The organism is Providencia burhodogranariea DSM 19968, assembly GCF_000314855.2.
Classification (GTDB): Bacteria; Pseudomonadota; Gammaproteobacteria; order Enterobacterales; family Enterobacteriaceae; genus Providencia; species Providencia burhodogranariea.
This window is the reverse complement of record NZ_KB233222.1, coordinates 532,591-555,029: the sequence shown is the minus strand read 5'-3', so window position 1 is coordinate 555,029 and position 22,439 is coordinate 532,591. Positions and strand designations below refer to the sequence as shown.

Below are 22,439 nucleotides of genomic sequence, written 5' to 3'. Positions count from 1 at the left end.
ATATACTTTCCCCATTTATACGGAGACATAAATATGCCTAGGAATTTAAATATTACCCCTCATAATAGTTCAACATCTTCTGTTAGATCACATTCAAGTGAAAATACCAACAATTCATTATCGAATCGTTTTAATCCACTCGCAAAAAGCGTGCGAAAGGTTAGTGCAGCAGAATCAAAAGCAGTGCGAGACAAGATTAAAGTCAGTAACAATAAAGATAAATCACTTCCAATGAAGAAACAAAGTGATGACGAACAATGTGCTAGTATATGGACGGAATGGGGACGACAAGCGTATTCTACCGAAGCGAAAGCCAGACAAAAAACTTTACAATCTGTACTTAAGTGCTTAAGTTTCAAAGAAGAACACCTAGAACTGTCGGGTCGTTATCTGAGATCTATCCCTATATTGCCAGACCATATAAAAAAATTAACCATTTCTTTTACTGAACTAACGGAGCTACCCCAGCTTCCAGCTGGGCTTGAAGAGCTAAATTGTTTTGGGAATAAATTGGTAAAGCTACCCGAACTTCCTTCTGGACTCAAAATATTAAATTCATCTAACAACCCTTTGGTGAACTTACCTAAGCTGCCTAATGGATTAAAAGAACTGGATTGTTCTAAGAATAGCTTGAATTGCTTACCTATTATTCCAACTGGACTAAAAGTCTTATGTTGCAACGACAATCACTTGGAATGCTTATCCGAGCTGCCAGTCGAACTCGATGAATTATCTTGTTGTAATAACAAACTGGTAAACTTGCCTGAGCTGCCTAATGGACTGAAAGCGCTAAAGTATTCTAATAATAAACTTACCAACTTACGCAACCTACCGCCTTCACTTGAAAGTCTGGATGTCGGTTATAATGAATTAACGGAACTACCCGAGCTTCCAACTACATTAAAAGAGTTATATTGCAGCAAAAACCAGCTAGAACGCCTACCGACGCTACCTGCTTCGATAGTGAGAATTGAAGTCAACAGCAATCACCTAACAGAAATACCTGAACTTCCAACTGCATTAAAAGAGTTATATTGCAACGGAAACCAGCTAGAACGCCTACCGACGCTACCTGCTTCGATAGTGAGAATTGAAGTCAACAGCAATCACCTAACAGAACTACCTGAACTTCCAACTGCATTAGAAGGGTTATATTGTAACGGAAACCCGCTAGAACGCCTACCGACGCTACCTGCTTCGATAATGAGAATTGAAGTCAACAGCAATCATCTAACAGAACTACCTGAACTTCCTGCTAGTCTAGAAGTGCTACAATGTGCTCATAACCAAATAACGCGAGTGCCTGAATCCATCACTTATCCGAGGGATTATTTTGGAAATCTAGATATCAGAAATAACCCGCTATCAGAGCGAATAATTCAGAATTTTCTTGCATTCCATAATGATACCAATTATCGGGGTCTACGCCTCTCCTTTTCGATGCCATCACAATATACTTCTGAGCGCCCTGTACGACCACTAACTGAAAGCGTGCCTTATTGGTTTTCTGATGAACATAAACAGGAAATAATGTCGACATTTGTACCAATCACTAATGAAGAATACGCAGGGGCATTTAGCGCCTTTATTGACCGCCTGCAACACACCAGCAGCGCTAAAAAAGACCCAATGTTTAAACAGCGTGTTGCACAATGGCTGACCCAATTAGCTGATTCACCTGAACTTCGTAAAGCGTCTTTTGTCGTTGCTCTGGGAGCAACTGAAAGCTGTGAGGACCGGGTTGCACTGACGTGGAATGATATGCAGAAAGTGGAATTAATTCACAATATCGAAGTCGGTCAATATGATGACAGATTGCCTGAGCTTGTGACCGCAGGACGCGAAATGTTCCGCCTAGAACAGCTTGAACATATCGCTAGAGAAAAAGTAGCTACACTGTACTTTGTTGATGAAATTGAAGTCTATTTGGGTTTCCAAACCCAATTACGCATCCCGCTTGAGTTGACCAATACAGCGAAAGAAATGCGATTCTTCGGCGTCTCCGGTATCACAGCCTCTGACCTGAACGTTGCCGAATTAAGGGTAAAAACAGCAGAAAATCAGCAATTTCCCGAATGGTTAGCACAGTGGGCCCCGTGGCAAAAATTAGTGGAGCGCACTGAGCCAACATTATGGGAAAACGCCTGCGATAAAAAAATGGACATCTATGAAAACGAGTTTCAGAATCGCATTAATGCTGAACTCGCTGCCAGTGGTTTGATTGCCGATGCCGATGCCGAGCGTGCGATAGGAGTCAAAGTGATGCACAATATTGATAAAGCTATTTTCACACCATTAACCCAAATAGTTTTAGCAAATAAAAAGCAAGAATCACTGTTGAATCAGCAATGGGATATATAACATAATATAAAATGTTAATTGTTGTTATTAAAGTGACTAACCAATAGTGGTCACTTTAATTTAAATTAAATTAAATTTGATAAAACACTTCAGCATTTAAAATAATTATTTATTATTAATCAACCTCCTAAATCTTACAACACAAACAAAATCGTCTATACTCCTATTAATTGATAGCATTGAAATGACCATATGAATTAATTAACATTATAAATAATTAAATCCTACAGCCATAGTATATTTTACAGTGTGGATATCTATTCAATAATAATGATTCTAATACATTAAAAATCATTGTTCTTTTCAAAACATACCTTTTAATTTAAAAAAACATCTATTTCTGCAACAAATAAGCATGAGGAAAAATGAAACTTATAAATTATATTAGAGCATTCGCTTTTCATAATGTTCGTATTGCTGTCGAACTTGCTGAAGAAAAAAAGTCAAAAAATCACATTCAATTTGCAAAAGAAATATTACAAATTAAAAATTCATCTAAAAAATACTTAAATGTTGGATATGATAAGTTTCATTTTTTTAATAATAGGCTAAATCAACTTTCACAAGTAAATCTTTCAGTAAATAATTCTAATCATGTTGATTACTACAAGTCTGTCCATATGGAAGAAATTATTAACCATGTTGGAGAGAAAAAATTAAGAAACCTGGGCTATATTAGTAATTTTATGGGAAAAAATAATCCCGGCTTAGTCATTCATGGTAGTAACCAAGGGTATATCTATGTTTATAGTGGATTAGAAAAAGAAAAGAAAATAATTGATAATAAATTACCGGGGCAATTTATGTCATTACCTCAATTTGTTAATTTTTTGATTGAAAAACACAATTTAAATGAATTAATGACTGACAAACGACCGCTTCATTTTATTTGCTGTTATTCAGGAAAAGCTGAAAATAACCAAAAAAAGGCTATGGCACAGGAGCTCGCCAATATACTTAATCGGCCTATCATTTCCTATGGTGGTCACGAGGCTATATACAGTATTAATCAAGACCATGGATTACAAGAAATGCTTGATAATACCGGTTCTATTGTAATAAACCAAGATGGAGAAATTGTTAAAGCAGAGACTCAATTTTTAATGCCAGAATCAAGAGCGCCCAAAGCCAAGCCTTATCAACTAAAATATGCTAAGTAAATGTAATCATATCGCTACTCTTAATTGAATAAGAATCTCAGCCATTTGCTTTATAAATGGCTTTGTATATCATCATCACAATAATCTTGTGAAAACACATAACATTCGAATTATTTGTTGCTTATACTTTAAAATAATAAACAATATCAATAGATTAAATTAAAAATCAAAAAAAACGTGACATGTCACATCTTTATTATTTTATCAAAATGCTACTTTCCGATTTGTTAACTTTAAAATCCTTACTTTAAATAATTTAAGATATATCAAAGCGTTTAATCTTTACTATTTATTTTTTACTACGTTTATTGATTAATATAATAATATCAACATGTAACATGTCAAAATAGTATCACAACAAACCCCAACAGCAAAAAAATCGCCCGTTAAGCTCGATTAAAAACCGCTTTTAACTAAGTGTGGCCAACGTAGATACGACTGGCAGTTTGGTAGAGATACAACTTATATAAATTAGCGCTGATAGGTTTAAAACTATTAGCGCTTAATATTCATATTTTCGTTCAGCGAATACTTAACCTAACTGTTTACGCGCATTACGGAAAATACGCATCCACGGGCTATCTTCACCCCAATTCTCTGGGTGCCATGAATTACTCACCGTACGGAATACTCGCTCTGGATGTGGCATCATAATTGTTGCACGGCCATCAGTTGAGGTTACCGCTGTAATGCCATTAACTGAACCGTTCGGGTTAGCAGGATATTGTTCTGTTACCTGACCATAGTTATTCACAAAACGCAGTGCCACCAGCGAATTATTTTCTAGCTGCTGGATATGTGCAGGGTTGCGGGCTTCAACTAAACCTTCTCCATGTGAAACAGCGATCGGCATGCGTGAGCCAACCATATCCTGTAATAACAATGATGGACTATTCATAACTTCAACCAAACTAAAACGTGCTTCAAAACGCTCTGAACGGTTACGAACAAAGCGTGGCCACAGCTCAGCACCTGGGATCAGCTCATGCAAATTAGACATCATCTGGCAACCATTACACACACCGAGTGACAATGTATCTTGGCGATCAAAAAATGTCGCAAACTCGTCACGCACTTGGGCATTAAACAGAATCGATTTCGCCCAACCTTCCCCTGCACCCAATACATCGCCATAAGAGAAGCCACCACAAGCAACTAATGTCTGGAAGCCTGCTAATGATAAATTGCCGGCAAGTAAATCACTCATGTGGACATCGACAGCATCAAAACCTGCACGGTCAAATGCTGCTGCCATTTCAACATGCGAGTTAACACCTTGCTCACGTAGAACAGCAACTTTAGGGCGAATACCCGATAAAATATAAGGGGCTGCTATATCGTCGTCGATATCAAAGGTTAGCTTAGTGTTCAGGCCCGGATCTTTGTTATCAAGTTTGACTTTATGCTCTTCATCTGCGCAATCTTCATTGTCACGCAAGCGCTGCATCTGCCACGTGGTTTCTGCCCACCATTGGCGCAATGTACTACGAGACTCTTGGTAAGCTACAGTGTCACGGCTATTGATTACCACGGCATCTTCTTGTGTTGCAGTTCCTAAATAATGTAAGCACTCTCGCAAACCAGCTTCAGCGAAGCATGCCTCAATATATTCCCTATCTTGTGCTTTGACTTGAATAACCGCCCCTAACTCTTCGTTAAAGAGTGCAGCTAGAATATCTTCATCAAACTCACTAATATCAACATTGATACCGCAGTGACCTGCAAATGCCATCTCAGTTAAGGTGACAAATAATCCGCCATCAGAACGGTCATGATAAGCTAGCAGTTTTTGTTCCGACAATAGTTTCTGAATTGTAGTGAAGAAACCTGCTAAAAGCTGTGGATCACGAACATCTGGCGCTTTGTTACCTAATTGACGATAGACCTGTGCAAGAGCGGAGCCACCAAGTGCGTTATTACCTTGGCCAAGGTCAATCAACATCAATGCAGAATCCACATTGGTTTTTAATTCAGGTGTTACTGTTAAGCGAACATCTTCTACACGACCAAATGCAGTAATCACTAAAGATAAAGGCGATGTCATTTCACGGTCTTCGCCATTTTCTTGCCAACGTGTTTTCATTGACATTGAATCTTTACCGACAGGGATCGTTAAACCTAATGCTGGGCATAACTCTTCACCCACGGCTTTAACTGCTTGGTATAAACCTGCATCTTCACCCGGATGACCCGCCGCTGACATCCAGTTAGCTGAGAGTTTGACACGTTTAAGATCTTGTACATAAGCACAAGCGATATTCGTCAATGCTTCACCGACTGCCATACGTGCTGATGCGGCGAAATCCAGTAGTGCAATTGGCGTTCTTTCACCAATCGACATTGCCTCACCGTAATAGCTATCAAGGCTTGCAGTGGTTACTGCACAGTCAGCAACAGGGATCTGCCATGGTCCCACCATTTGATCACGTGCAACCATACCGGTTACTGTACGGTCACCAATAGTGATTAAGAATGTTTTTTCGGCCACTGCTGGTAGATGCAAAACTCGTTTCACTGCTTCGTTTAAGCTGATTGATGTTCTATCCAATGTATCAGGCTGAGCCTTCAGAGTGCTCACATCACGCAGCATTTTTGGTGTTTTACCTAAAAGTACATCTAATGGCATATCAATAGGCTGATTATTGAAATGCTCGTCATTTAATTGCAGTTCAAGTTTCTCTGTTGCTTCACCAATCACAGCAAAAGGTGCTCGTTCACGTTCACAGATTGCGGTAAATAGTGCCAATTGCTCAGGAGCAACCGCCATTACATAGCGTTCTTGGGATTCGTTACACCAAACTTCTAATGGGCTCATTCCCGGTTCATCATTGAGAATTTTGCGCAGCTCAAAACGCCCTCCGCGCCCACCATCACTCACCAATTCAGGCATGGCATTCGATAAACCACCAGCGCCAACATCGTGAATAAATAGAATTGGATTATCATCACCTAACTGCCAGCATTTATCGATAACCTCTTGGCAGCGTCGTTCCATTTCTGGGTTGTCACGTTGTACTGAAGCGAAATCCAAATCAGCATCAGATTGCCCTGAAGCCATTGAAGATGCCGCACCACCACCAAGACCGATATTCATTGAAGGTCCACCCAACACAATTAATTTCGCACCAACTGAGATTTCGCCTTTTTGGACGTGATCTGCTCTGATATTACCAATACCGCCGGCTAACATAATCGGCTTATGGTAACCACGTAGCTCTTCACCATTATGGCTATTTACTCGCTCTTCATATGTACGGAAGTAACCTAATAGTGCTGGACGACCAAATTCATTATTAAATGCCGCGCCACCTAAAGGGCCATCAAGCATGATGTCCAATGCAGTAACAATGCGCTCTGGTTTACCGAAATCCTCTTCCCATGGCTGTTCAAAACCTGGAATACGTAAATTTGAAACAGAAAAACCAACTAACCCTGCTTTAGGTTTTGCACCACGTCCTGTTGCACCTTCATCACGAATTTCACCACCAGAACCTGTTGCAGCCCCCGGCCAAGGTGAGATTGCTGTTGGGTGGTTATGTGTTTCAACCTTCATCAAAATATGTGTATCTTCTTGATGATAGCGATAAGTGCGACCTTCTGGTTGAGGAAAGAAACGCCCAACAGAAGAACCTTCCATCACCGCAGCATTATCTTTATATGCAGATAAAACATAGTCTGGTGTCGTTTCGAAGGTATTTTTAATCATTTTAAACAGGGATTTTGGCTGTGCTTCACCATCAATAATCCAATCTGCATTAAAAATTTTATGCCGACAATGTTCTGAGTTTGCCTGCGCAAACATATATAACTCAATGTCAGTTGGATTACGTTTCAATTCTGTGAAAGAGGTCAAGAGATAATCAATTTCGTCATCAGCAAGTGCTAAGCCCATTTCTGTATTGGCTTTTTCGAGTGCAATACGACCATCAGTGATAATATCAATCACCTTCATTGGTGCAGGCTGATGATGAACAAAAAGTGCTTGTGCCTGCTCGAAGGAGTTAAAAATAGTCTCCATCATACGGTCATGCAACAAGGCGGTGATATCTTGCCATTGTTCTTGGGATAAAGCGCCAGCTTGCACATAGTAAGCAATACCGCGCTCGATCCTTGCAACCTGAGATAAACCGCAGTTATGTGCGATATCAGTCGCTTTAGAAGACCAGGGTGAGATAGTTCCAGGGCGTGGGGTCACTAAAATTAGCTTACCGAACGGCTCGTGCTCTGCAAGAGAAGGACCATATTTTAGCAAACTACGCAATTTGCCTTGCTCGCTGTCACTCAATGGTGCTGATAGTTCAGCAAAGTGCATATACTCAGCATAGATATCCGTAACAGGGAGCTGCTTTTCAGCAAACAGTGCTAGAAGGCGGGTAATACGAAATGCTGATAGAGCAGGTGAACCACGCAAAATTTCCATAGTCTTAAATTCTCTCTTTTAAACGCCAGCCCTGACCATTAAAGCAGGGGAACCGGAGCACATTATAAAGCAATGCGCATCAATACGAAACCGTTTGCGTGAGTATAAATAAAGCAAACCATTAAATATTATTAGACGTGAAAAATCATAATATTGGTTGCACTGATCATAATTGTTGAGCAAAATGTCCAAACACTGGAAATATAACCATTACTTATACTCAAAAATAATTCAAAATCTATGTAAGCAGCCAGTGAAACTATCCCGATGAACGCAGGAAACACTGTGATTCGGGCCTATAAATGCCATCAATCAGCATGCATCTTGAAGTATGACAGACATAATATTTTCTTATTACAACATCAGACTACGCACGAGATATTTTTGAATAACATAAAAGCTAACTATTTATTCATTGTGATTATTGCGCTTTTAGCGGCCATGATTATTGGGCTCAATATCCGCTGGCCTAAAACGCAAGATAATCAACTCAATCAAATCATCTCTCGGGGTGAATTGCGAGTCAGCGCGATTAGCTCTCCTCTTATTTACCTAGATGAGCAAAAAAATCTGCATGGTTTTGATTATGAACTAGTGAAAAGTTTCGCCGATTATCTTGGTATCACACTCATTGTCACAATAAGACCGACCATTGAGTTATTATTCAATGATATTGAAAACGAAAAAGCGGATATTGGTGTTGCAGGACTGCTTTATAACAAAGACAGGCTGCAAAAAATGAAAACAGGTCCAAGTTACCTTAATGTCACACAGCAATTAGTCTACCGTAAAGGTTCCACTCGTCCGAAAAGTTTTGAAGATATTAAGGGTAGACTCGTTGTCATTGCCGGCTCAGCACATGTTAGCACCTTAAAATCACTAACTGACAAATACCCGAATTTAACTTGGGAAGAAACGACCGCATTTACCGCCAACCAGTTACTAGAAATGGTTGCTGAAGGCCTAATTGACTATACCTTAGAGGATTCTATCTCGGTGGCATTACAACAACGTATCCATCCTGAAATTGCTGTAGGGTTAGATTTGGTAGACGACCATGCAGTAACTTGGTATATGAAACGCCTCAACGATGACAGCCTAAATGCCGCCCTTCTTGATTTTTTCAATGCTAGCAATGAAGCAGACCTTCTAGCAAGACTTGATGAAAAATACTTTAGTCATGTTGAGTCATTTGATTATTTTGATACCATTTCCTTTATTAATGCGATCAATAATAAGCTGCCTAGCTATCAACCCCTGTTTGAAAAGTATGCTACTGCGCTTGATTGGAAACTATTAGCGGCTATTGCATGGCAAGAATCGCATTGGGATCCCCTCGCCACCTCTCCAACTGGTGTTCGAGGATTAATGATGCTAACGAAACCTACAGCTGAAACAATGGGTATAGCGGATAGATTAGATCCTGAAGAAAGTATAAAAGGTGGTGCAGCTTACCTAGAATATTTGATGCAACGCCTTCCCGTTTCAATTGCAGATGATGACCGTATTTGGTTTGCTTTATCAGCTTATAATATGGGGTATGGACACATGCAAGATGTCCGTAAATTAACAGAATTACAAGGTGGCGATCCTGACCGGTGGCTAGATGTTAAATCAAGGCTTCCTTTACTGACTCAGCCAAAATATTACTCTCAACTTAACTACGGTTATGCACGTGGCCATGAGGCTTATCGTTACGTTGAAAATATTCGTCGCTATCATCAAAGCTTAGTTGGCTATTTACAAAATCAAGATAAAAAGCAGCGAGCACTTTCTATTGCTGAAAAGTCACTAATCATATTTCCATCGATGGAACAAAGTAATGAAAAGGAGTACGACGCTGGACAAAACAAATCGAATAACCCGCAGGACATAACGAATGAAAAGGAGCAATCCACGGCAATACAGCCAAAAATCAGCCTTAATTATATTCAATCACTCCAATCTAAATATAAATTTTCAACACTATCACCATCCCGTGACAAGATACCTTTAGGTCAATATTTACTGTCAATCACACCAGAAAAACAGACTCAAGACCAAACTGAGCCTGCTAAATAACGGCAAACGCATAAGATTTGCATCTCTAAGAAGTTAAATTCCTCCCAATAAAGCGAGAAATCACTTTTAATAAAACCCAATAGGCACTTTTCTTTTGTTGTTTAGAATTATTGTGATGTTTTTTAAACTAGTTAATACACGACATGATAGCTATGTACATTCAACCTATTCATAGAGTAAAAATAAGCAATAAAGAGCAATAAACCTTAAAGCAGCAGAGAATGAAACTATATTAACAGAACACTTAATGCAGCTTGAAGTTGGCTAATATATAAGCTTGATTACCGGCGATGTTGCAATCACAGCCTTATTAATTGATAAATTTGAGTAAGTTGTTGCTATTTTTGGCTAGCACATTCGCAATTAGCTTGATTCAATAACTGTTTTTGTTCTTTTTTTTGAGCTCTGCGCATCTTAAAAAAGGCACTGAGCATCGCTGAACAGGTTTCCTCTAACACACCACCTGTTACTTCAACATAATGATTCAATCCCGGCCGATCCATTATATTAATGTAAGAACCACAAGCGCCTGTTTTAAAATCTTTAGCACCATAAACAAGGCGACCTATCCTACTATGAACCATTGCGCCCGCACACATAATGCAAGGTTCCAACGTGACATAAAGAGTTGTATCCAATAATCGATAGTTATTTAATGCCTGACCAGCGTTCTGTAACGCCATAATTTCCGCATGTGCAGTGGGATTATGACTTTCAATTGAACGATTCCAACCAGATGCTATCAATTGATTATCTTTAACTAATAATGCCCCAACGGGTATTTCACCGGCATCTTGGGCATTTTTCGCTAATTCCAAAGCATGTTTCATCCAATGCTCATCGATTTCTATTTGTGTCACGCTAACCCCTTACTTACCATTTTTCATATATTACCATTAATTGGCAGCGTGACTGCAATTTAAAGCACCGATGTTAATGACTAAATATGGCTAGCTTTGCTGCAAACCCCATAAAGAGAGCGCCTATAGTGCAATTACCCAACTTTGCGAGCACTTGTTTTTCACGTAAAAACCGTGCGATTAGATAACCACTAAAGATTAGCAAGCTAAGATAAATAAAGCTGATAACCTCAAGAATAGAAGCAAGGACTAAATAAGGTATCCACGCATTAGCGTAATTAAAATCAATAAATTGAATAAAAAAAGAAATAAAAAATAAAATTGCTTTCGGGTTTGTCAAGCTAAGCACCAATGCTCGAGTAAAGTGCTTTTCTGATTTGATCACCGCGGGCTCAGAACCTGATGTAAGTGATTTCTTTTGAAAAAATGTGGCGTAAATGATTTTTATTCCTAAATAAAGTAGATAAGCCGCACCTAAATAGCGAACAATCATAAATAGTGTTGGTGAAGCATTGATTACTGATGCGACACCAATAAAGGAAAGAAAAATCAGTATTGCATCTCCTGTAAGTACGCCTAATACAGCTCTGTAACCAGAACGAGTTCCATGAGATGTACTTGATTTTAATACATATAGCGAGTTTGGCCCCGGAACAATGATAACTAAAACTACGCCTGCTAAATACGTCCAGAAACTTAAAACACCAAGATTTTCAAACATGATTAAACCCTCTAATTTTCTTAATATTATTACACTTTTTATTATTTTAGAATACTTATATATATAATTATTAACAATCTAACAATAATCATTATTTTCATTTAAACAAAGTTAAATATAATAATGACTCAATTAAAATGAGGAAAATAACATGGCAATAAAAAAAGTGTTAGTTCAAGAAGGTACTTTCACTAATTTTTATCAATCTAGCATTACTTATAATGTTGGAGGAAAAACTTTCTTTTTAGGATTATCTGTAAATAAAAAATTTATTATTAGCCCAATCACTACTGATGGTAAACTTAATCCATCTGGAGCTATTGATGATGGAGTTTTCGATGATTTTTATGATTTCCTACAAGTCATTTATGATCCCGATAACAATCAGCAATATTTATATGGAATTAATATTAGCTCGAAAAAGCTCGAATTATTCAAAATACTTTCAAATGGTAAACTTGAAAGTACAAGAAAATATGACTATACCGCAGGTAGTATAAAGGCAACAACTTTTTATATATTAAAAGATGAGCTATATTACTATTCACAATCCGCACGAAACAATGCTTGGGATATTCACAAATATTCCGATTATTAATTACATAGTAGCTAAATTTAAATATTAGCTACCATAATTATATAAACGTCATTAACACTCTTTATGCATAACTTTTAATAGACTGTGTAAATAGAGAACGTCTACTTGTACAGTCTATTTTTAAATCACTAGCTTATGATTATTTTAAATTTAATTAAAAGATCTTATTACCACTAAAAAAAATACTATTCAACACGCTCAATTAAAAACTCACCATGATGCTGATTTATTATTTTAAATTCCACCTCACATATATAACACATGAATTTCATTTAATTTAAATAAAATATTATAATAAATAGCACGCTAAGCCACCAACACATTAAACGCATAGAGTTAACACTATATATACAATTTGAAGAACCATTGATTTATTTCCCTATTATATAATCATATATTTCTAATCAATAATATAATGCTAGTTCTTTAATGGCACTAAAACACTCACTTTAAATCAATTGGATAAAATTTATCAGCTATATTTATCATATATAGCTTAAAATTTAGTTTTTAATATTTCCAATTCAGTGTACAATTTCATACCTTTCTTACCAAAACTATCTTTTCGAACTAATATTATTGATATGGCACTATTAATTACTAAAAAATGCATTAACTGCGATATGTGTGAGCCTGAATGCCCTAATGATGCAATTTACATGGGCAATGAAATCTATGAGATAGATTCAGACCTCTGTACCGAGTGTGTTGGCCATTATGATAAGCCTACCTGTAAATCCGTATGCCCTATTACTAATACAATCATCACTGACCCGCAGCATGTTGAAACACAAGAGCAGCTATGGGATAAATTTGTGATGATCCATCATGCTGACAAAATTTAAGTTATAAATAATATAATAAGCTGTTTTCTATAATTGTTAACAAATATCCTATATCCAGTTCCAAGATACGATTGAGCACATGAACGAGAATAGGCAACTACCCTCTATTTTATCGCATCGCTAATATTTTTATTGATTACCTACCGTATCTTGATTATTGATGTTGTCAAAACAATTTAAATTTTACTATCTGGATACAGTATCATGTTGCTGATATCTTAATTTGATACCAGCAACTGAATCACAACTTCAGCTTTTAAACTATTGCACGTCAAACAAGGCTTTCAATAATTACTGTTGCAGATGCGTAATGGCACTCATCTGTAATAGAAACGTGTATATGTGTCACCCCCATTCGTTGAGCAAGCTTTTCAGCTTCACCATTCAAGACGAGTAATGGCTTACCCAGTTGATCATTACTCACTTCAAACTGGTTAAATGCCAAGCCGTTACGAATACCAGTTCCTAAAGCTTTAGCGGTTGCTTCTTTTACTGCAAATCGTTTAGCTAGAAAACGGGCTGGCTGAGATTGTTGCTGGAACTGTTTAAATTCATTTTCAGTTAAAATTCGTTTTGCCAAGCCATCCCCAGTCCGTTCCATTACTCCTTGTATCCGAGCAATTTCAACAATATCGGTGCCTAAACCTACAATCGCCATTAGTCACGCGCTTCCCTGAGTAATTTTTTCATATCGGATACTGCATCAGCTAAACCACTAAAAAGTGCTCGTCCAATAATGGCATGGCCAATATTAAGCTCATAAATTTCAGGTAATACAGCAATACGTTGGACATTATGATAAGTCAAACCATGACCAGCATTTACTTTTAAGCCTTTACCTGCGGCATAAGAAACACCATCACGGATACGACGAAACTCAACTTCTTGTTCTTGTTCCGTACTTGCATCCGCATAAGCGCCTGTATGGATCTCAATAAAAGGGGCTCCGGAAGCTTGGGCTGCATCAATTTGAATATGGTCAGCATCGATAAATAAAGAGACCTGAATACCTTCTGCCGCGAGGCGTTTGACTGCATTGGTTATTTTTTGCTGCTGGCCTGCAACATCTAAACCACCTTCAGTAGTCACTTCTTCACGTTTCTCAGGAACCAAACAGCAAAATGCCGGTTTAACACGACACGCGATTTCAATCATCTCTTCCGTCACTGCCATCTCAAGATTCATTCGCGTTTGAATGGTTTCTTTTAATAGTGCGATATCCCTATCTGTAATATGACGACGATCTTCACGTAAATGCACCGTTATACCATCAGCACCCGCTTGCTCCGCAACAAATGCAGCTTGTACAGGATCAGGATATTGAGTTCCCCGCGCATTTCTCACAGTTGCAATATGATCGATGTTCACACCTAACAAAAGCTCAGCCATTTTTCACTCCCATAATAAATACCGTCAAGTACGCTTTAATTCCCTTATCCTACTGCAATTTAATATTTTGTGGGAAAAAATCTCTATCGCTTCGAGCATCTTTCCAAGTTTTGCCGGATTTTTCAGCAATCTCATCTATTTTTGGGAAGGGGATCGTAAAACTAGGGAATGACGTAGAATTAACCTTGGTTTATTCGTTATAAAAAGCCAAACTACTATCAAGATTTAATCATTTATTCGCAGCGGGTAACACAAATTGCCTAAAAAGTTCGCGACTTTTTAATGGCTTTCCACCCAAGTAGGGTTTTAACGCAATTCGGGTAAAACGCTTAGCAGCCTTTAAGGTATCGCTGTCTGGGAATTCACGAGTAGCAAGCGCTTTGAGCTGTAGTCCCGTAAAACTTAACTGATCGATAACTAAACTACCGATAAAACCTTTTTCTTCTCGGTAACGGTAAGTCATAGTGTCAGTAACTGGCTCACCACTTCCTGCGCAATGCAGAAAATCGACGCCATAACCAAGGTAAGATAGTAAGGCTAACTCAAATTGGCGTAAGGCAGCTTCTGGTGTTCGTTCGCTAGCAGCAAGTAACTGTAAACAAGAGAGATAATCAAAAAATAGTGCAGAATAAGGTGTACCAAACTCGATCACGCGTGTGACAAGTTCATTGAGATAAAGTCCACTATAAAGAACTGATCCGCTTAATGGAAGGGAAAGTGAAATGGGCTCAGCGTTAATTAACGTTTTAATTTCTCCTTTGCCCCCCCAACGGATAAGCAAAGGAGTAAAGGGTTGCAAACAACCCCTAAGTGGTGAGCGGTTTCGGCGAGCACCTTTTGCTAGTAAACGTATCTTTCCTTCGCCTTCAGTAAAAAAATCAATTAATAAACTGGTTTCACTAAAGGGCCTAGAATGGAGTACAAATGCACGTTGCCAACCACTCACAGTATCACCGATTATTTTAGATCGTCTACATAGCCTAAGCTGCGTAACGCACGTTCGTCATCCGCCCAGCCGGCTTTAACTTTAACCCAAAGTTCAAGGTGTACTTTATTTTCAAATAGTCTTTCCATATCAAGGCGAGCTTCTGTACCAATCGTTTTGAGTTTGCTGCCTTTGTTACCAATGACCATTTTCTTTTGGCCTTCACGCTCAACAAGAATAAGACCATTGATATGGTACATACCATTTTCCGTTACTTTAAATTGTTCAATTTCAACAGTAACTGAATAAGGTAATTCTTCACCCAAGAAGCGCATCAATTTTTCACGAATAATTTCTGATGCCATAAAACGTTGTGAGCGATCAGTAATATAATCATCAGGGAAATGATGATCTGCTTCGGGGATATGCTGCCTAACAATCTTAGCAATGGTGTCAACACCAGTGCCTTTTTCTGCGCTAATTGGCACAACATCAAGAAAGTTCATTAGTTGGCTAATAAAACCGATATGCGGTAACAAGATAGTTTTATCAGTCACATTATCAATTTTATTGATAGCTAAAATAACAGGACAACGAAGGGTTTTCAGCTTATTAAGCACCATTTCGTCATCAGCTGTCCAATTCGTGCCTTCAACAACAAAAATAACAAGCTCTACATCACCTATTGAACTCGATGCTGCTTTGTTCATTAAACGGTTTATAGCTCGTTTTTCTTCAATATGTAGACCAGGAGTATCCACATAGATGATTTGATATTCATCTTTAGTATCGATTCCCATGATGCGATGGCGTGTCGTCTGAGGTTTTTTAGACGTAATTGAAACTTTTTGCCCCAGTAGCTGGTTTAACAGCGTTGATTTACCAACGTTTGGTCGCCCAACAATAGCTACAAAGCCACAGTGGGGTTGTTTTTCACTCATTCAATCTCCAAAATTTTCAATGCTTGTTCTGCAGCGGCTTGTTCGGCTTTACGACGACTTGATCCAACACCGTTGATTGGTTGATCAATACCACTGACTTGGCAGTGGATCGTAAATTCCTGATCATGAGCTTCACCTTTAACCAAAACAACAATATAGTTAGGTAAAGGTAAATGACGCCCCTGTAGATATTCCTGTAATCTCGTTTTCGGGTCTTTTTGTTTATCGCCCGGACTAATTTCATCTAGCCTAGTTTGATACCAATTTAGAATAATTCTTTCTATTGTTTGAATATCACTATCGAGAAAAATACCGCCGATAAGTGCTTCCACTGTATCAGCAAGTATAGATTCACGGCGAAAGCCGCCACTTTTTAATTCACCTGGCCCTAAGCGTAAACATTCACCAAGTTCAAACTCTCGAGCAATTTCCGCTAATGTATTTCCACGAACTAGCGTCGCTCTCATTCGACTCATATCCCCTTCGTCCACTTTAGGGAATCGGTGATATAAATCATTTGCAATAACAAAACTTAAAATAGAATCCCCAAGGAACTCTAAACGTTCATTATGCTTGCTACTCGCACTTCTATGTGTAAGTGCCTGAATCAAAAGGTCATACTGATTAAACTTATAACCAATTTTGCGTTGTAATTGCTCAAGTAAAGAGGGATTCATGCGCGTCCAACCATTTCTCTGATTGACAAAAAAGCACACGCAACAGACCTGTAAAAATACAAAACTGTTGCGTTTGCACTGACTTCTAATACTTTCATTCTTAGTTATAAATGACTATTTATGCATTTAATACACCACTAAATTGCATTTATAATGACTAAGAAATGAGTTAGGAAGCCAATAAATATTAATTAAAATATATTGTACACTGAGAAAAATAATAATGCTTCGGTTTATACCCAAAATAATTCGAGTTGCATGTAAGCAACAAACTAAGCTATCCAGAGGATGATAGTAAATTATGCCACTCAGATTACAGGTTTTTATTGCTAATACAGCAAATAACAACCGGAATTATGATAAATATATACGGGTTTTCATACAAAAACCCGTATATTCATGACTATGAACCTAATGGCCCAATGCGGCTAAAGCGAATACCTGTTGGCCACTCATTTTCTTGTTTATCTAAACTTAGCCAAATAAACACAGCACGACCAACTAAATTTTCTTCAGGAACAAAGCCCCACATACGGCTATCGGAACTGTTATCCCGATTATCACCCATCATGAAGTAATGCTTTTCAGGCACGATCCATTCGTTGGAAGGCATATTAGGCTGAACATAACGAGATTCTGTTAATGCCTGACGAATAATCAAAATCTGGTGTTCTACCGTACCCAATTTCTCACTTCTTTGATATTGACGTAATGCATTGCTTGGAACAGATTCATCCAATGGGATCTGATAGTTGCCTTTTTGATTCTCAACCATCGAGTCCACATTAAAAAACATTGTCCATTCACTTGGTGCTAAAGGCCCATAAGTAATCGGAAGTTGCTGCGTACAGTTGTTGTCCGCACAATTCGGATAAATAGTCAGTTCTTTAGCATTTGGGTTATAAACAATTTTATCGCCCGGTAAACCAATAACACGTTTTACGAAATCAACACTTGGATCTTTAGGGTATTTAAATACCGCAATATCACCACGTGATGGTTTACCCGTTTTAATTAACGTAGTTTGCGTAATAGGGTCTTTCAAACCATATGCAAATTTCTCAACCAACATAAAATCCCCGACCAATAATGTCGGCATCATTGACCCTGAAGGGATTTGAAATGGTTCATAAATAAATGAACGAACGACCAGCACAATCGCTAATACTGGAAAAATTGAAGACCCAGTTTCAACCCATGATGGACGGCGTACAACTTTATCCATTTCATCTTGGGTCAACGAGCCTTTGCTCACTTCCTGTATCTGTTTTAGCTTTTTCTTCCGCTCAGGCGAAAATTTAAAGCGATCTAAACACCAAATAATCCCAGTAATCAATGTTGCCAGAGTTAGGATCAAGGCAAAGGTGTTAGCCATTGAGACTCCTTGTAATATTAGTTGTCTTTACCAACATGCAAAATAGCAAGGAACGCTTCTTGAGGTAATTCAACATTACCAACTTGTTTCATACGTTTCTTACCATCCTTTTGCTTCTGTAACAGTTTCTTCTTACGGCTAACGTCACCACCATAACACTTAGCTAGTACGTTTTTACGCAATTGTTTAACTGTAGAACGAGCAATTATGTGGTTCCCTATCGCGGCCTGAATCGCAATATCAAACTGCTGACGAGGGATCAATTCTTTCATTTTCTCAACTAATTCCCGTCCACGATATTGTGAATTCCCTCGGTGAGTAATTAATGCTAATGCATCAACGCGCTCGGCGTTGATCATAACATCAACACGAACCATGTCTGAAGGTTGAAAGCGCTTAAAAGCGTAATCCAAAGAGGCATAACCACGAGACGTTGATTTCAAACGATCGAAGAAGTCTAAAACCACTTCTGACATTGGAATATCATAGGTCAGTGATACTTGATTACCATGATAGACCATATTTGTTTGAACGCCGCGTTTTTCAATACAAAGCGTAATCACATTGCCCAGATATTCTTTAGGCATCAGCATATGGCATTCAGCAATTGGCTCGCGTAATTCTTCAATATTATTCAGTGGTGGGAGTTTAGCAGGGCTATCCACATAAACGACTTGACCATCGGTTTGCAGTACTTCATAAACCACCGTCGGTGCTGTTGTAATAAGGTCTAAATCGTATTCGCGCTCTAAACGCTCTTGAATGATCTCCATGTGTAATAACCCAAGGAAACCACAACGGAAGCCAAAACCTAGTGCTGTTGAAGTTTCTGGCTCATAGAACAACGATGCATCATTCAAACTGAGCTTTCCTAGTGCATCACGAAATGATTCATAATCATCCGAGCTCACAGGGAACAAACCAGCGTAGACCTGAGGTTTAACTTTCTTAAACCCTGGTAGGGCTTTATCAGCTGGATTACGAGCACCAGTTAATGTATCCCCTACAGGAGCACCAGTAATATCTTTAATTGCGCAAACTAACCAACCCACTTCGCCACAACTTAATGAGTCGCGATCAACTTGTTTCGGTGTGAAAATACCAAGGCGATCTGCGTTATACACCTGCCCAGTACTCATCACTTTAATCTTTTCACCTTTGCGTAAGGTGCCGTTTTTAATACGGATAAGAGATACAACACCTAAATAGTTATCAAACCAAGAATCAATGATAAGCGCTTGTAGAGGTGCGTCTACATCACCTTTTGGTGAAGGAACTAATTGAACTAAACGTTCAATTACATCTTGAACACCAATACCTGTTTTTGCAGAACAACGAACAGCATCGTGAGCATCAATACCAACGATATCTTCAATTTCTTCTGCAACACGCTCAGGATCAGCGGCAGGCAAATCAATTTTATTTAGAACTGGAACAACTTCTAAGTCCATTTCCATCGCAGTATAACAGTTAGCCAGCGTTTGAGCTTCAACCCCCTGCCCTGCATCGACAACCAGTAAAGCGCCTTCACAAGCAGCTAAAGAACGTGATACTTCATATGAGAAGTCAACGTGACCAGGGGTATCGATAAAGTTAAGCTGGTAAGTTTCACCATCGGCGGCTTTATAATCAAGCGTTACGCTTTGAGCCTTGATTGTAATTCCTCGCTCACGTTCTAAGTCCATAGAGTCAAGAACCTGAGACGCCATTTCTCTGTCCGTTAAACCGCCACAAATCTGAATGATACGGTCAGACAGAGTGGATTTACCATGGTCGATGTGAGCAATGATAGAAAAGTTTCTTATGTTATTGATTTTCAAGGTAATGTCTTCTTTTAAATTGCCTACAAAATCAGCTCTGCATAAATGTTCGCCGCAGAACTAAAATGCTATGATTATCACAGGATTACTAATTAGCTGCATTTTACATAGAAGATCCCTCTAACACAAAGATTCAATGTAAAACAACTGTAAACTACGCAGGCATCTGCCAAAGAGACCTAACGATACATGCCTAAATAAAACGAAACCGCCTGCAATTAACAGGCGGCTTAACTCAACAATTTACTTGAACAGAAAGCTCTCCTGGAGGAAGTGCTATCTGTAAAATAACAGGTTGGAATGCTGTTTCATCACCCCAGTAAGAGGCTATTTTTCGCGCTAAAAAGAAACCTAATAGGCCGCCTAATACCCCAGAGATTGCAACCCAAGTCTGTTCAAAACCAGCTAGTTGCGCCAATATAGCCACCAAAAATAGACCTATTAGAGGCGTTAGATATACTAACATAGCAGAACGTAGCAAACTTCCTTCAGGAATGCCGACTTCTACTTTTTGCCCAACCACTAAAGGCTGCTCTATTTCTACTTCTAATTGGTGCTCTGTATTAGGTCCTATCTTACTTAATGCATAGGAACCGCAAGATCCACGAGCATTACAGCTACCACATCCAGATGAAGAACCATAACGTAATAAGGCTCGTCCTTGGTGCCAACGAATAACTGTTGCCCACTCTTTTATCATCATTTACTCCCGAAAACGAATGCTTGCAGCCACTTGTTTTGCTGTAGCTAACGGTAATTCACCTATTATGGTAATCACATTTTGCTTCTGCGTCATTGTATAAATTGTGCGGCGGCCATTTTGGATGGGCTGTTCTAAAAGCCCTCCTTGCTCAGCTTTAGTTACATTGACAGAAAATGTAAATAACCCATCACTAAACAATGCGCTTTCTACCAAATCATTTTCGCTAAGTTTACGTTCTGAACGTGAAATTTCTTCAAAACCTGGAGGTAACAACCCAACTTGCCATTTAAATGATGGATGGTTGTTTTTAGGAGACAAAAGTAAAGGAGGTAAGTTAATCTTACTTAAATTTTTTAATGAGTCTTCTACCGCTTTACTGTCAAAAACGATCGAGATAACACGAAATTGCTCCAAAGTTTGGTTGGCGCTATCAACTAGATCGATTCGTAATGGCAACTTATTTTCTTCATCTATCAATAACACATAACTAAAGCGTGAATTATCTTTAGAAATAATACGAACCACCAATGCTGGTTTATCACCAATATGAGTTCGTCCAGCATCTATAAAATTATAATACGGTTTTATTTTTTCGTATTCAGCAAACAATATCGAAGGCAAATTATCAACAATATTTTTTCCATTCAAACTGAAAGCATCAAAACCAGGTTCAAAATAACTAATTTGAGAACCTTTCTGTACGATTTCACGTCGCGAGGAATCCATTTGGATCATTTGAGACACTGGTACATTATTGATGACAGTGTGGCGATAACGGACAGGAACAATACTTCTAGGACTAAAAGACATGAACGACATTTCGTAAGAAAGATTCTGGGCAGCATTTCCCATCTCTTTAAAGAGAACTTCGGCACCCTGTTGGGATGCCGAAGCTTGATTAGAAATAATCAGGCTGCCCGTCAGGCAGATGACGGATAACCACTTATTCATTATTGCAATTTAACTCCTGCTGACGCAGCTGCTTTATCACTTTCATTATATTGTTGATTAAGCATAGAACGTCTTTCAATTTCATATTGCTGAAGCATCGCGTTGATACGTTGATTTTGTTGTTCAACTTGTTGCATTTGTTGTTCGTTACCGAAGAGCTGACCATCAGAGAAGTTTAAACTTACTGGTGCGCCCGCGCCCGCTGGAATAGTATTAAAGACAGGTTCATCAATGGCAGATTCGATTGAATTGCTTTGATTATACTGCTGTACCCCAACGATTACGGCAAGAGATACACATGCAGCAACGCCAATTTGAGTAATCTGGCTTGCCCATGGTCGAAATTTTTGCCAAAAAGGCATCGTTCCCCATGTTGCAGGTTCAGGTTGTGACTCAATAATCACCTGAGGATTAATACGTACAACTTCATTCTCTAATGCTGCTGCGACTTTATCTGCGATGTCAAAATTTATGACATCGGGGGTCTCATTACGCAGAGTATCACGAATAAGATGATAGCTCTCCCAACGTTGTTGCAACGTTGAATCACATGTAATGGCCTTTACTAGCTCTATATCTAGAACTTCGCCATCCATCATTGCGGAAAGTCTCTCTCTTTGCATGCCCGAATA

The 22,439-nt window shown here is 38.6% G+C and carries 18 protein-coding genes; 5 read left to right on the top strand and 13 right to left on the bottom strand.

Features of this window, described 5'->3' with window-relative positions; all coding sequences use genetic code 11:
• The first annotated feature begins 33 nt into the window (after positions 1 to 33).
• Positions 34 to 2,361: an NEL-type E3 ubiquitin ligase domain-containing protein gene (locus tag OOA_RS02290; RefSeq protein ID WP_008910509.1), complete on the top strand. Its 2,328-nt coding sequence runs from the start codon at positions 34 to 36 to the stop codon at positions 2,359 to 2,361.
• A gap of 365 nt (positions 2,362 to 2,726) precedes the next feature.
• Positions 2,727 to 3,521 (top strand): hypothetical protein, encoded by a 795-nt coding sequence (locus OOA_RS02285; RefSeq protein WP_008910508.1) that lies wholly within the window; start codon positions 2,727 to 2,729, stop codon positions 3,519 to 3,521.
• Positions 3,522 to 4,053: 532 nt separating this feature from the next.
• On the opposite strand, the gene purL is transcribed toward OOA_RS02285, so the two are convergent.
• The gene (purL, locus tag OOA_RS02280; protein WP_008910507.1) at positions 4,054 to 7,941 is read right to left on the bottom strand and encodes a phosphoribosylformylglycinamidine synthase; all 3,888 of its coding nucleotides are present in this window, start codon (positions 7,939 to 7,941) and stop codon (positions 4,054 to 4,056) included.
• 441 nt (positions 7,942 to 8,382) lie between these two features.
• Here purL and mltF point away from each other — a divergent pair, with 441 nt between their 5' ends.
• On the top strand, positions 8,383 to 10,002 hold the full coding sequence (gene mltF, locus OOA_RS02275; protein WP_051040843.1) for a membrane-bound lytic murein transglycosylase MltF: 1,620 nt from the start codon (positions 8,383 to 8,385) through the stop codon (positions 10,000 to 10,002).
• Positions 10,003 to 10,340: 338 nt separating this feature from the next.
• On the opposite strand, the gene tadA is transcribed toward mltF, so the two are convergent.
• Positions 10,341 to 10,862, bottom strand: a complete 522-nt coding sequence (gene tadA / locus OOA_RS02270; RefSeq protein ID WP_008910505.1) for a tRNA adenosine(34) deaminase TadA — start codon at positions 10,860 to 10,862, stop codon at positions 10,341 to 10,343.
• A gap of 73 nt (positions 10,863 to 10,935) precedes the next feature.
• Entirely contained in the window at positions 10,936 to 11,583 is a 648-nt protein-coding gene (leuE, locus tag OOA_RS02265) for a leucine efflux protein LeuE (RefSeq protein ID WP_008910504.1), read from the bottom strand.
• A 151-nt stretch (positions 11,584 to 11,734) separates the two neighbouring features.
• On the opposite strand from leuE, the gene OOA_RS02260 reads away from it, so the two are divergent.
• Together OOA_RS02260 and OOA_RS02255 are read left to right on the top strand one after the other, a co-directional pair.
• Positions 11,735 to 12,181 (top strand): hypothetical protein, encoded by a 447-nt coding sequence (locus OOA_RS02260; protein WP_008910503.1) that lies wholly within the window; start codon positions 11,735 to 11,737, stop codon positions 12,179 to 12,181.
• Between the two features lie 584 nt (positions 12,182 to 12,765).
• On the top strand, positions 12,766 to 13,026 hold the full coding sequence (locus OOA_RS02255; RefSeq protein ID WP_008910502.1) for a YfhL family 4Fe-4S dicluster ferredoxin: 261 nt from the start codon (positions 12,766 to 12,768) through the stop codon (positions 13,024 to 13,026).
• Between the two features lie 271 nt (positions 13,027 to 13,297).
• Here OOA_RS02255 and acpS read toward each other — a convergent pair whose 3' ends face one another.
• The 10 genes from acpS to rseA all read right to left on the bottom strand — a co-directional run bounded on the left by acpS (position 13,298) and on the right by rseA (position 22,430).
• Positions 13,298 to 13,684 carry a holo-ACP synthase gene (acpS, locus tag OOA_RS02250; protein ID WP_008910501.1) on the bottom strand — a complete coding sequence of 129 codons (387 nt, stop codon included), beginning with the start codon at positions 13,682 to 13,684 and terminating at the stop codon, positions 13,298 to 13,300.
• Positions 13,684 to 14,415, bottom strand: coding sequence for a pyridoxine 5'-phosphate synthase (pdxJ, locus tag OOA_RS02245; protein ID WP_008910500.1), 732 nt, complete (start codon positions 14,413 to 14,415; stop codon positions 13,684 to 13,686). Before pdxJ ends, acpS begins: the two co-directional genes overlap by 1 nt.
• 229 nt (positions 14,416 to 14,644) lie before the next feature.
• On the bottom strand, positions 14,645 to 15,361 hold the full coding sequence (recO, locus tag OOA_RS02240; RefSeq protein WP_008910499.1) for a DNA repair protein RecO: 717 nt from the start codon (positions 15,359 to 15,361) through the stop codon (positions 14,645 to 14,647).
• Between the two features lie 11 nt (positions 15,362 to 15,372).
• On the bottom strand, positions 15,373 to 16,281 hold the full coding sequence (gene era / locus OOA_RS02235; RefSeq protein WP_008910498.1) for a GTPase Era: 909 nt from the start codon (positions 16,279 to 16,281) through the stop codon (positions 15,373 to 15,375).
• Entirely contained in the window at positions 16,278 to 16,958 is a 681-nt protein-coding gene (gene rnc, locus OOA_RS02230; RefSeq protein WP_008910497.1) for a ribonuclease III, read from the bottom strand. Before rnc ends, era begins: the two co-directional genes overlap by 4 nt.
• Before the next feature lie 403 nt (positions 16,959 to 17,361).
• A complete protein-coding gene (gene lepB / locus OOA_RS02225) occupies positions 17,362 to 18,333 on the bottom strand; it encodes a signal peptidase I (RefSeq protein WP_008910496.1) in 972 nt (323 codons plus the stop codon).
• 17 nt (positions 18,334 to 18,350) lie between these two features.
• Positions 18,351 to 20,147: a translation elongation factor 4 gene (gene lepA / locus OOA_RS02220; protein ID WP_040691032.1), complete on the bottom strand. Its 1,797-nt coding sequence runs from the start codon at positions 20,145 to 20,147 to the stop codon at positions 18,351 to 18,353.
• Between the two features lie 241 nt (positions 20,148 to 20,388).
• Positions 20,389 to 20,853 (bottom strand): SoxR-reducing system protein RseC, encoded by a 465-nt coding sequence (gene rseC / locus OOA_RS02215; RefSeq protein WP_008910494.1) that lies wholly within the window; start codon positions 20,851 to 20,853, stop codon positions 20,389 to 20,391.
• Between the two features lie 3 nt (positions 20,854 to 20,856).
• Positions 20,857 to 21,807 carry a sigma-E factor regulatory protein RseB gene (gene rseB, locus OOA_RS02210; protein ID WP_008910493.1) on the bottom strand — a complete coding sequence of 317 codons (951 nt, stop codon included), beginning with the start codon at positions 21,805 to 21,807 and terminating at the stop codon, positions 20,857 to 20,859.
• A complete protein-coding gene (gene rseA, locus OOA_RS02205; RefSeq protein ID WP_008910492.1) occupies positions 21,807 to 22,430 on the bottom strand; it encodes an anti-sigma-E factor RseA in 624 nt (207 codons plus the stop codon). The genes rseB and rseA overlap by 1 nt, the downstream gene beginning before the upstream one ends.
• Between the last annotated feature and the right edge of the window lie 9 nt (positions 22,431 to 22,439).

Bases quoted from the DNA above. Each gene is read 5' to 3' on its own strand.
- OOA_RS02290 (WP_008910509.1), top strand. From the start codon at position 34: ATGCCTAGGAATTTAAATATTACCCCTCATAATAGTTCAACATCTTCT.
- OOA_RS02285 (WP_008910508.1), top strand. From the start codon at position 2,727: ATGAAACTTATAAATTATATTAGAGCATTCGCTTTTCATAATGTTCGT.
- purL (WP_008910507.1), bottom strand. From the start codon at position 7,941: ATGGAAATTTTGCGTGGTTCACCTGCTCTATCAGCATTTCGTATTACC.
- mltF (WP_051040843.1), top strand. From the start codon at position 8,383: ATGATTATTGGGCTCAATATCCGCTGGCCTAAAACGCAAGATAATCAA.
- leuE (WP_008910504.1), bottom strand. From the start codon at position 11,583: ATGTTTGAAAATCTTGGTGTTTTAAGTTTCTGGACGTATTTAGCAGGC.
- OOA_RS02260 (WP_008910503.1), top strand. From the start codon at position 11,735: ATGGCAATAAAAAAAGTGTTAGTTCAAGAAGGTACTTTCACTAATTTT.
- OOA_RS02255 (WP_008910502.1), top strand. From the start codon at position 12,766: ATGGCACTATTAATTACTAAAAAATGCATTAACTGCGATATGTGTGAG.
- acpS (WP_008910501.1), bottom strand. From the start codon at position 13,684: ATGGCGATTGTAGGTTTAGGCACCGATATTGTTGAAATTGCTCGGATA.
- pdxJ (WP_008910500.1), bottom strand. From the start codon at position 14,415: ATGGCTGAGCTTTTGTTAGGTGTGAACATCGATCATATTGCAACTGTG.
- era (WP_008910498.1), bottom strand. From the start codon at position 16,281: ATGAGTGAAAAACAACCCCACTGTGGCTTTGTAGCTATTGTTGGGCGA.
- rnc (WP_008910497.1), bottom strand. From the start codon at position 16,958: ATGAATCCCTCTTTACTTGAGCAATTACAACGCAAAATTGGTTATAAG.
- lepB (WP_008910496.1), bottom strand. From the start codon at position 18,333: ATGGCTAACACCTTTGCCTTGATCCTAACTCTGGCAACATTGATTACT.
- rseC (WP_008910494.1), bottom strand. From the start codon at position 20,853: ATGATAAAAGAGTGGGCAACAGTTATTCGTTGGCACCAAGGACGAGCC.
- rseB (WP_008910493.1), bottom strand. From the start codon at position 21,807: ATGAATAAGTGGTTATCCGTCATCTGCCTGACGGGCAGCCTGATTATT.
- rseA (WP_008910492.1), bottom strand. From the start codon at position 22,430: ATGCAAAGAGAGAGACTTTCCGCAATGATGGATGGCGAAGTTCTAGAT.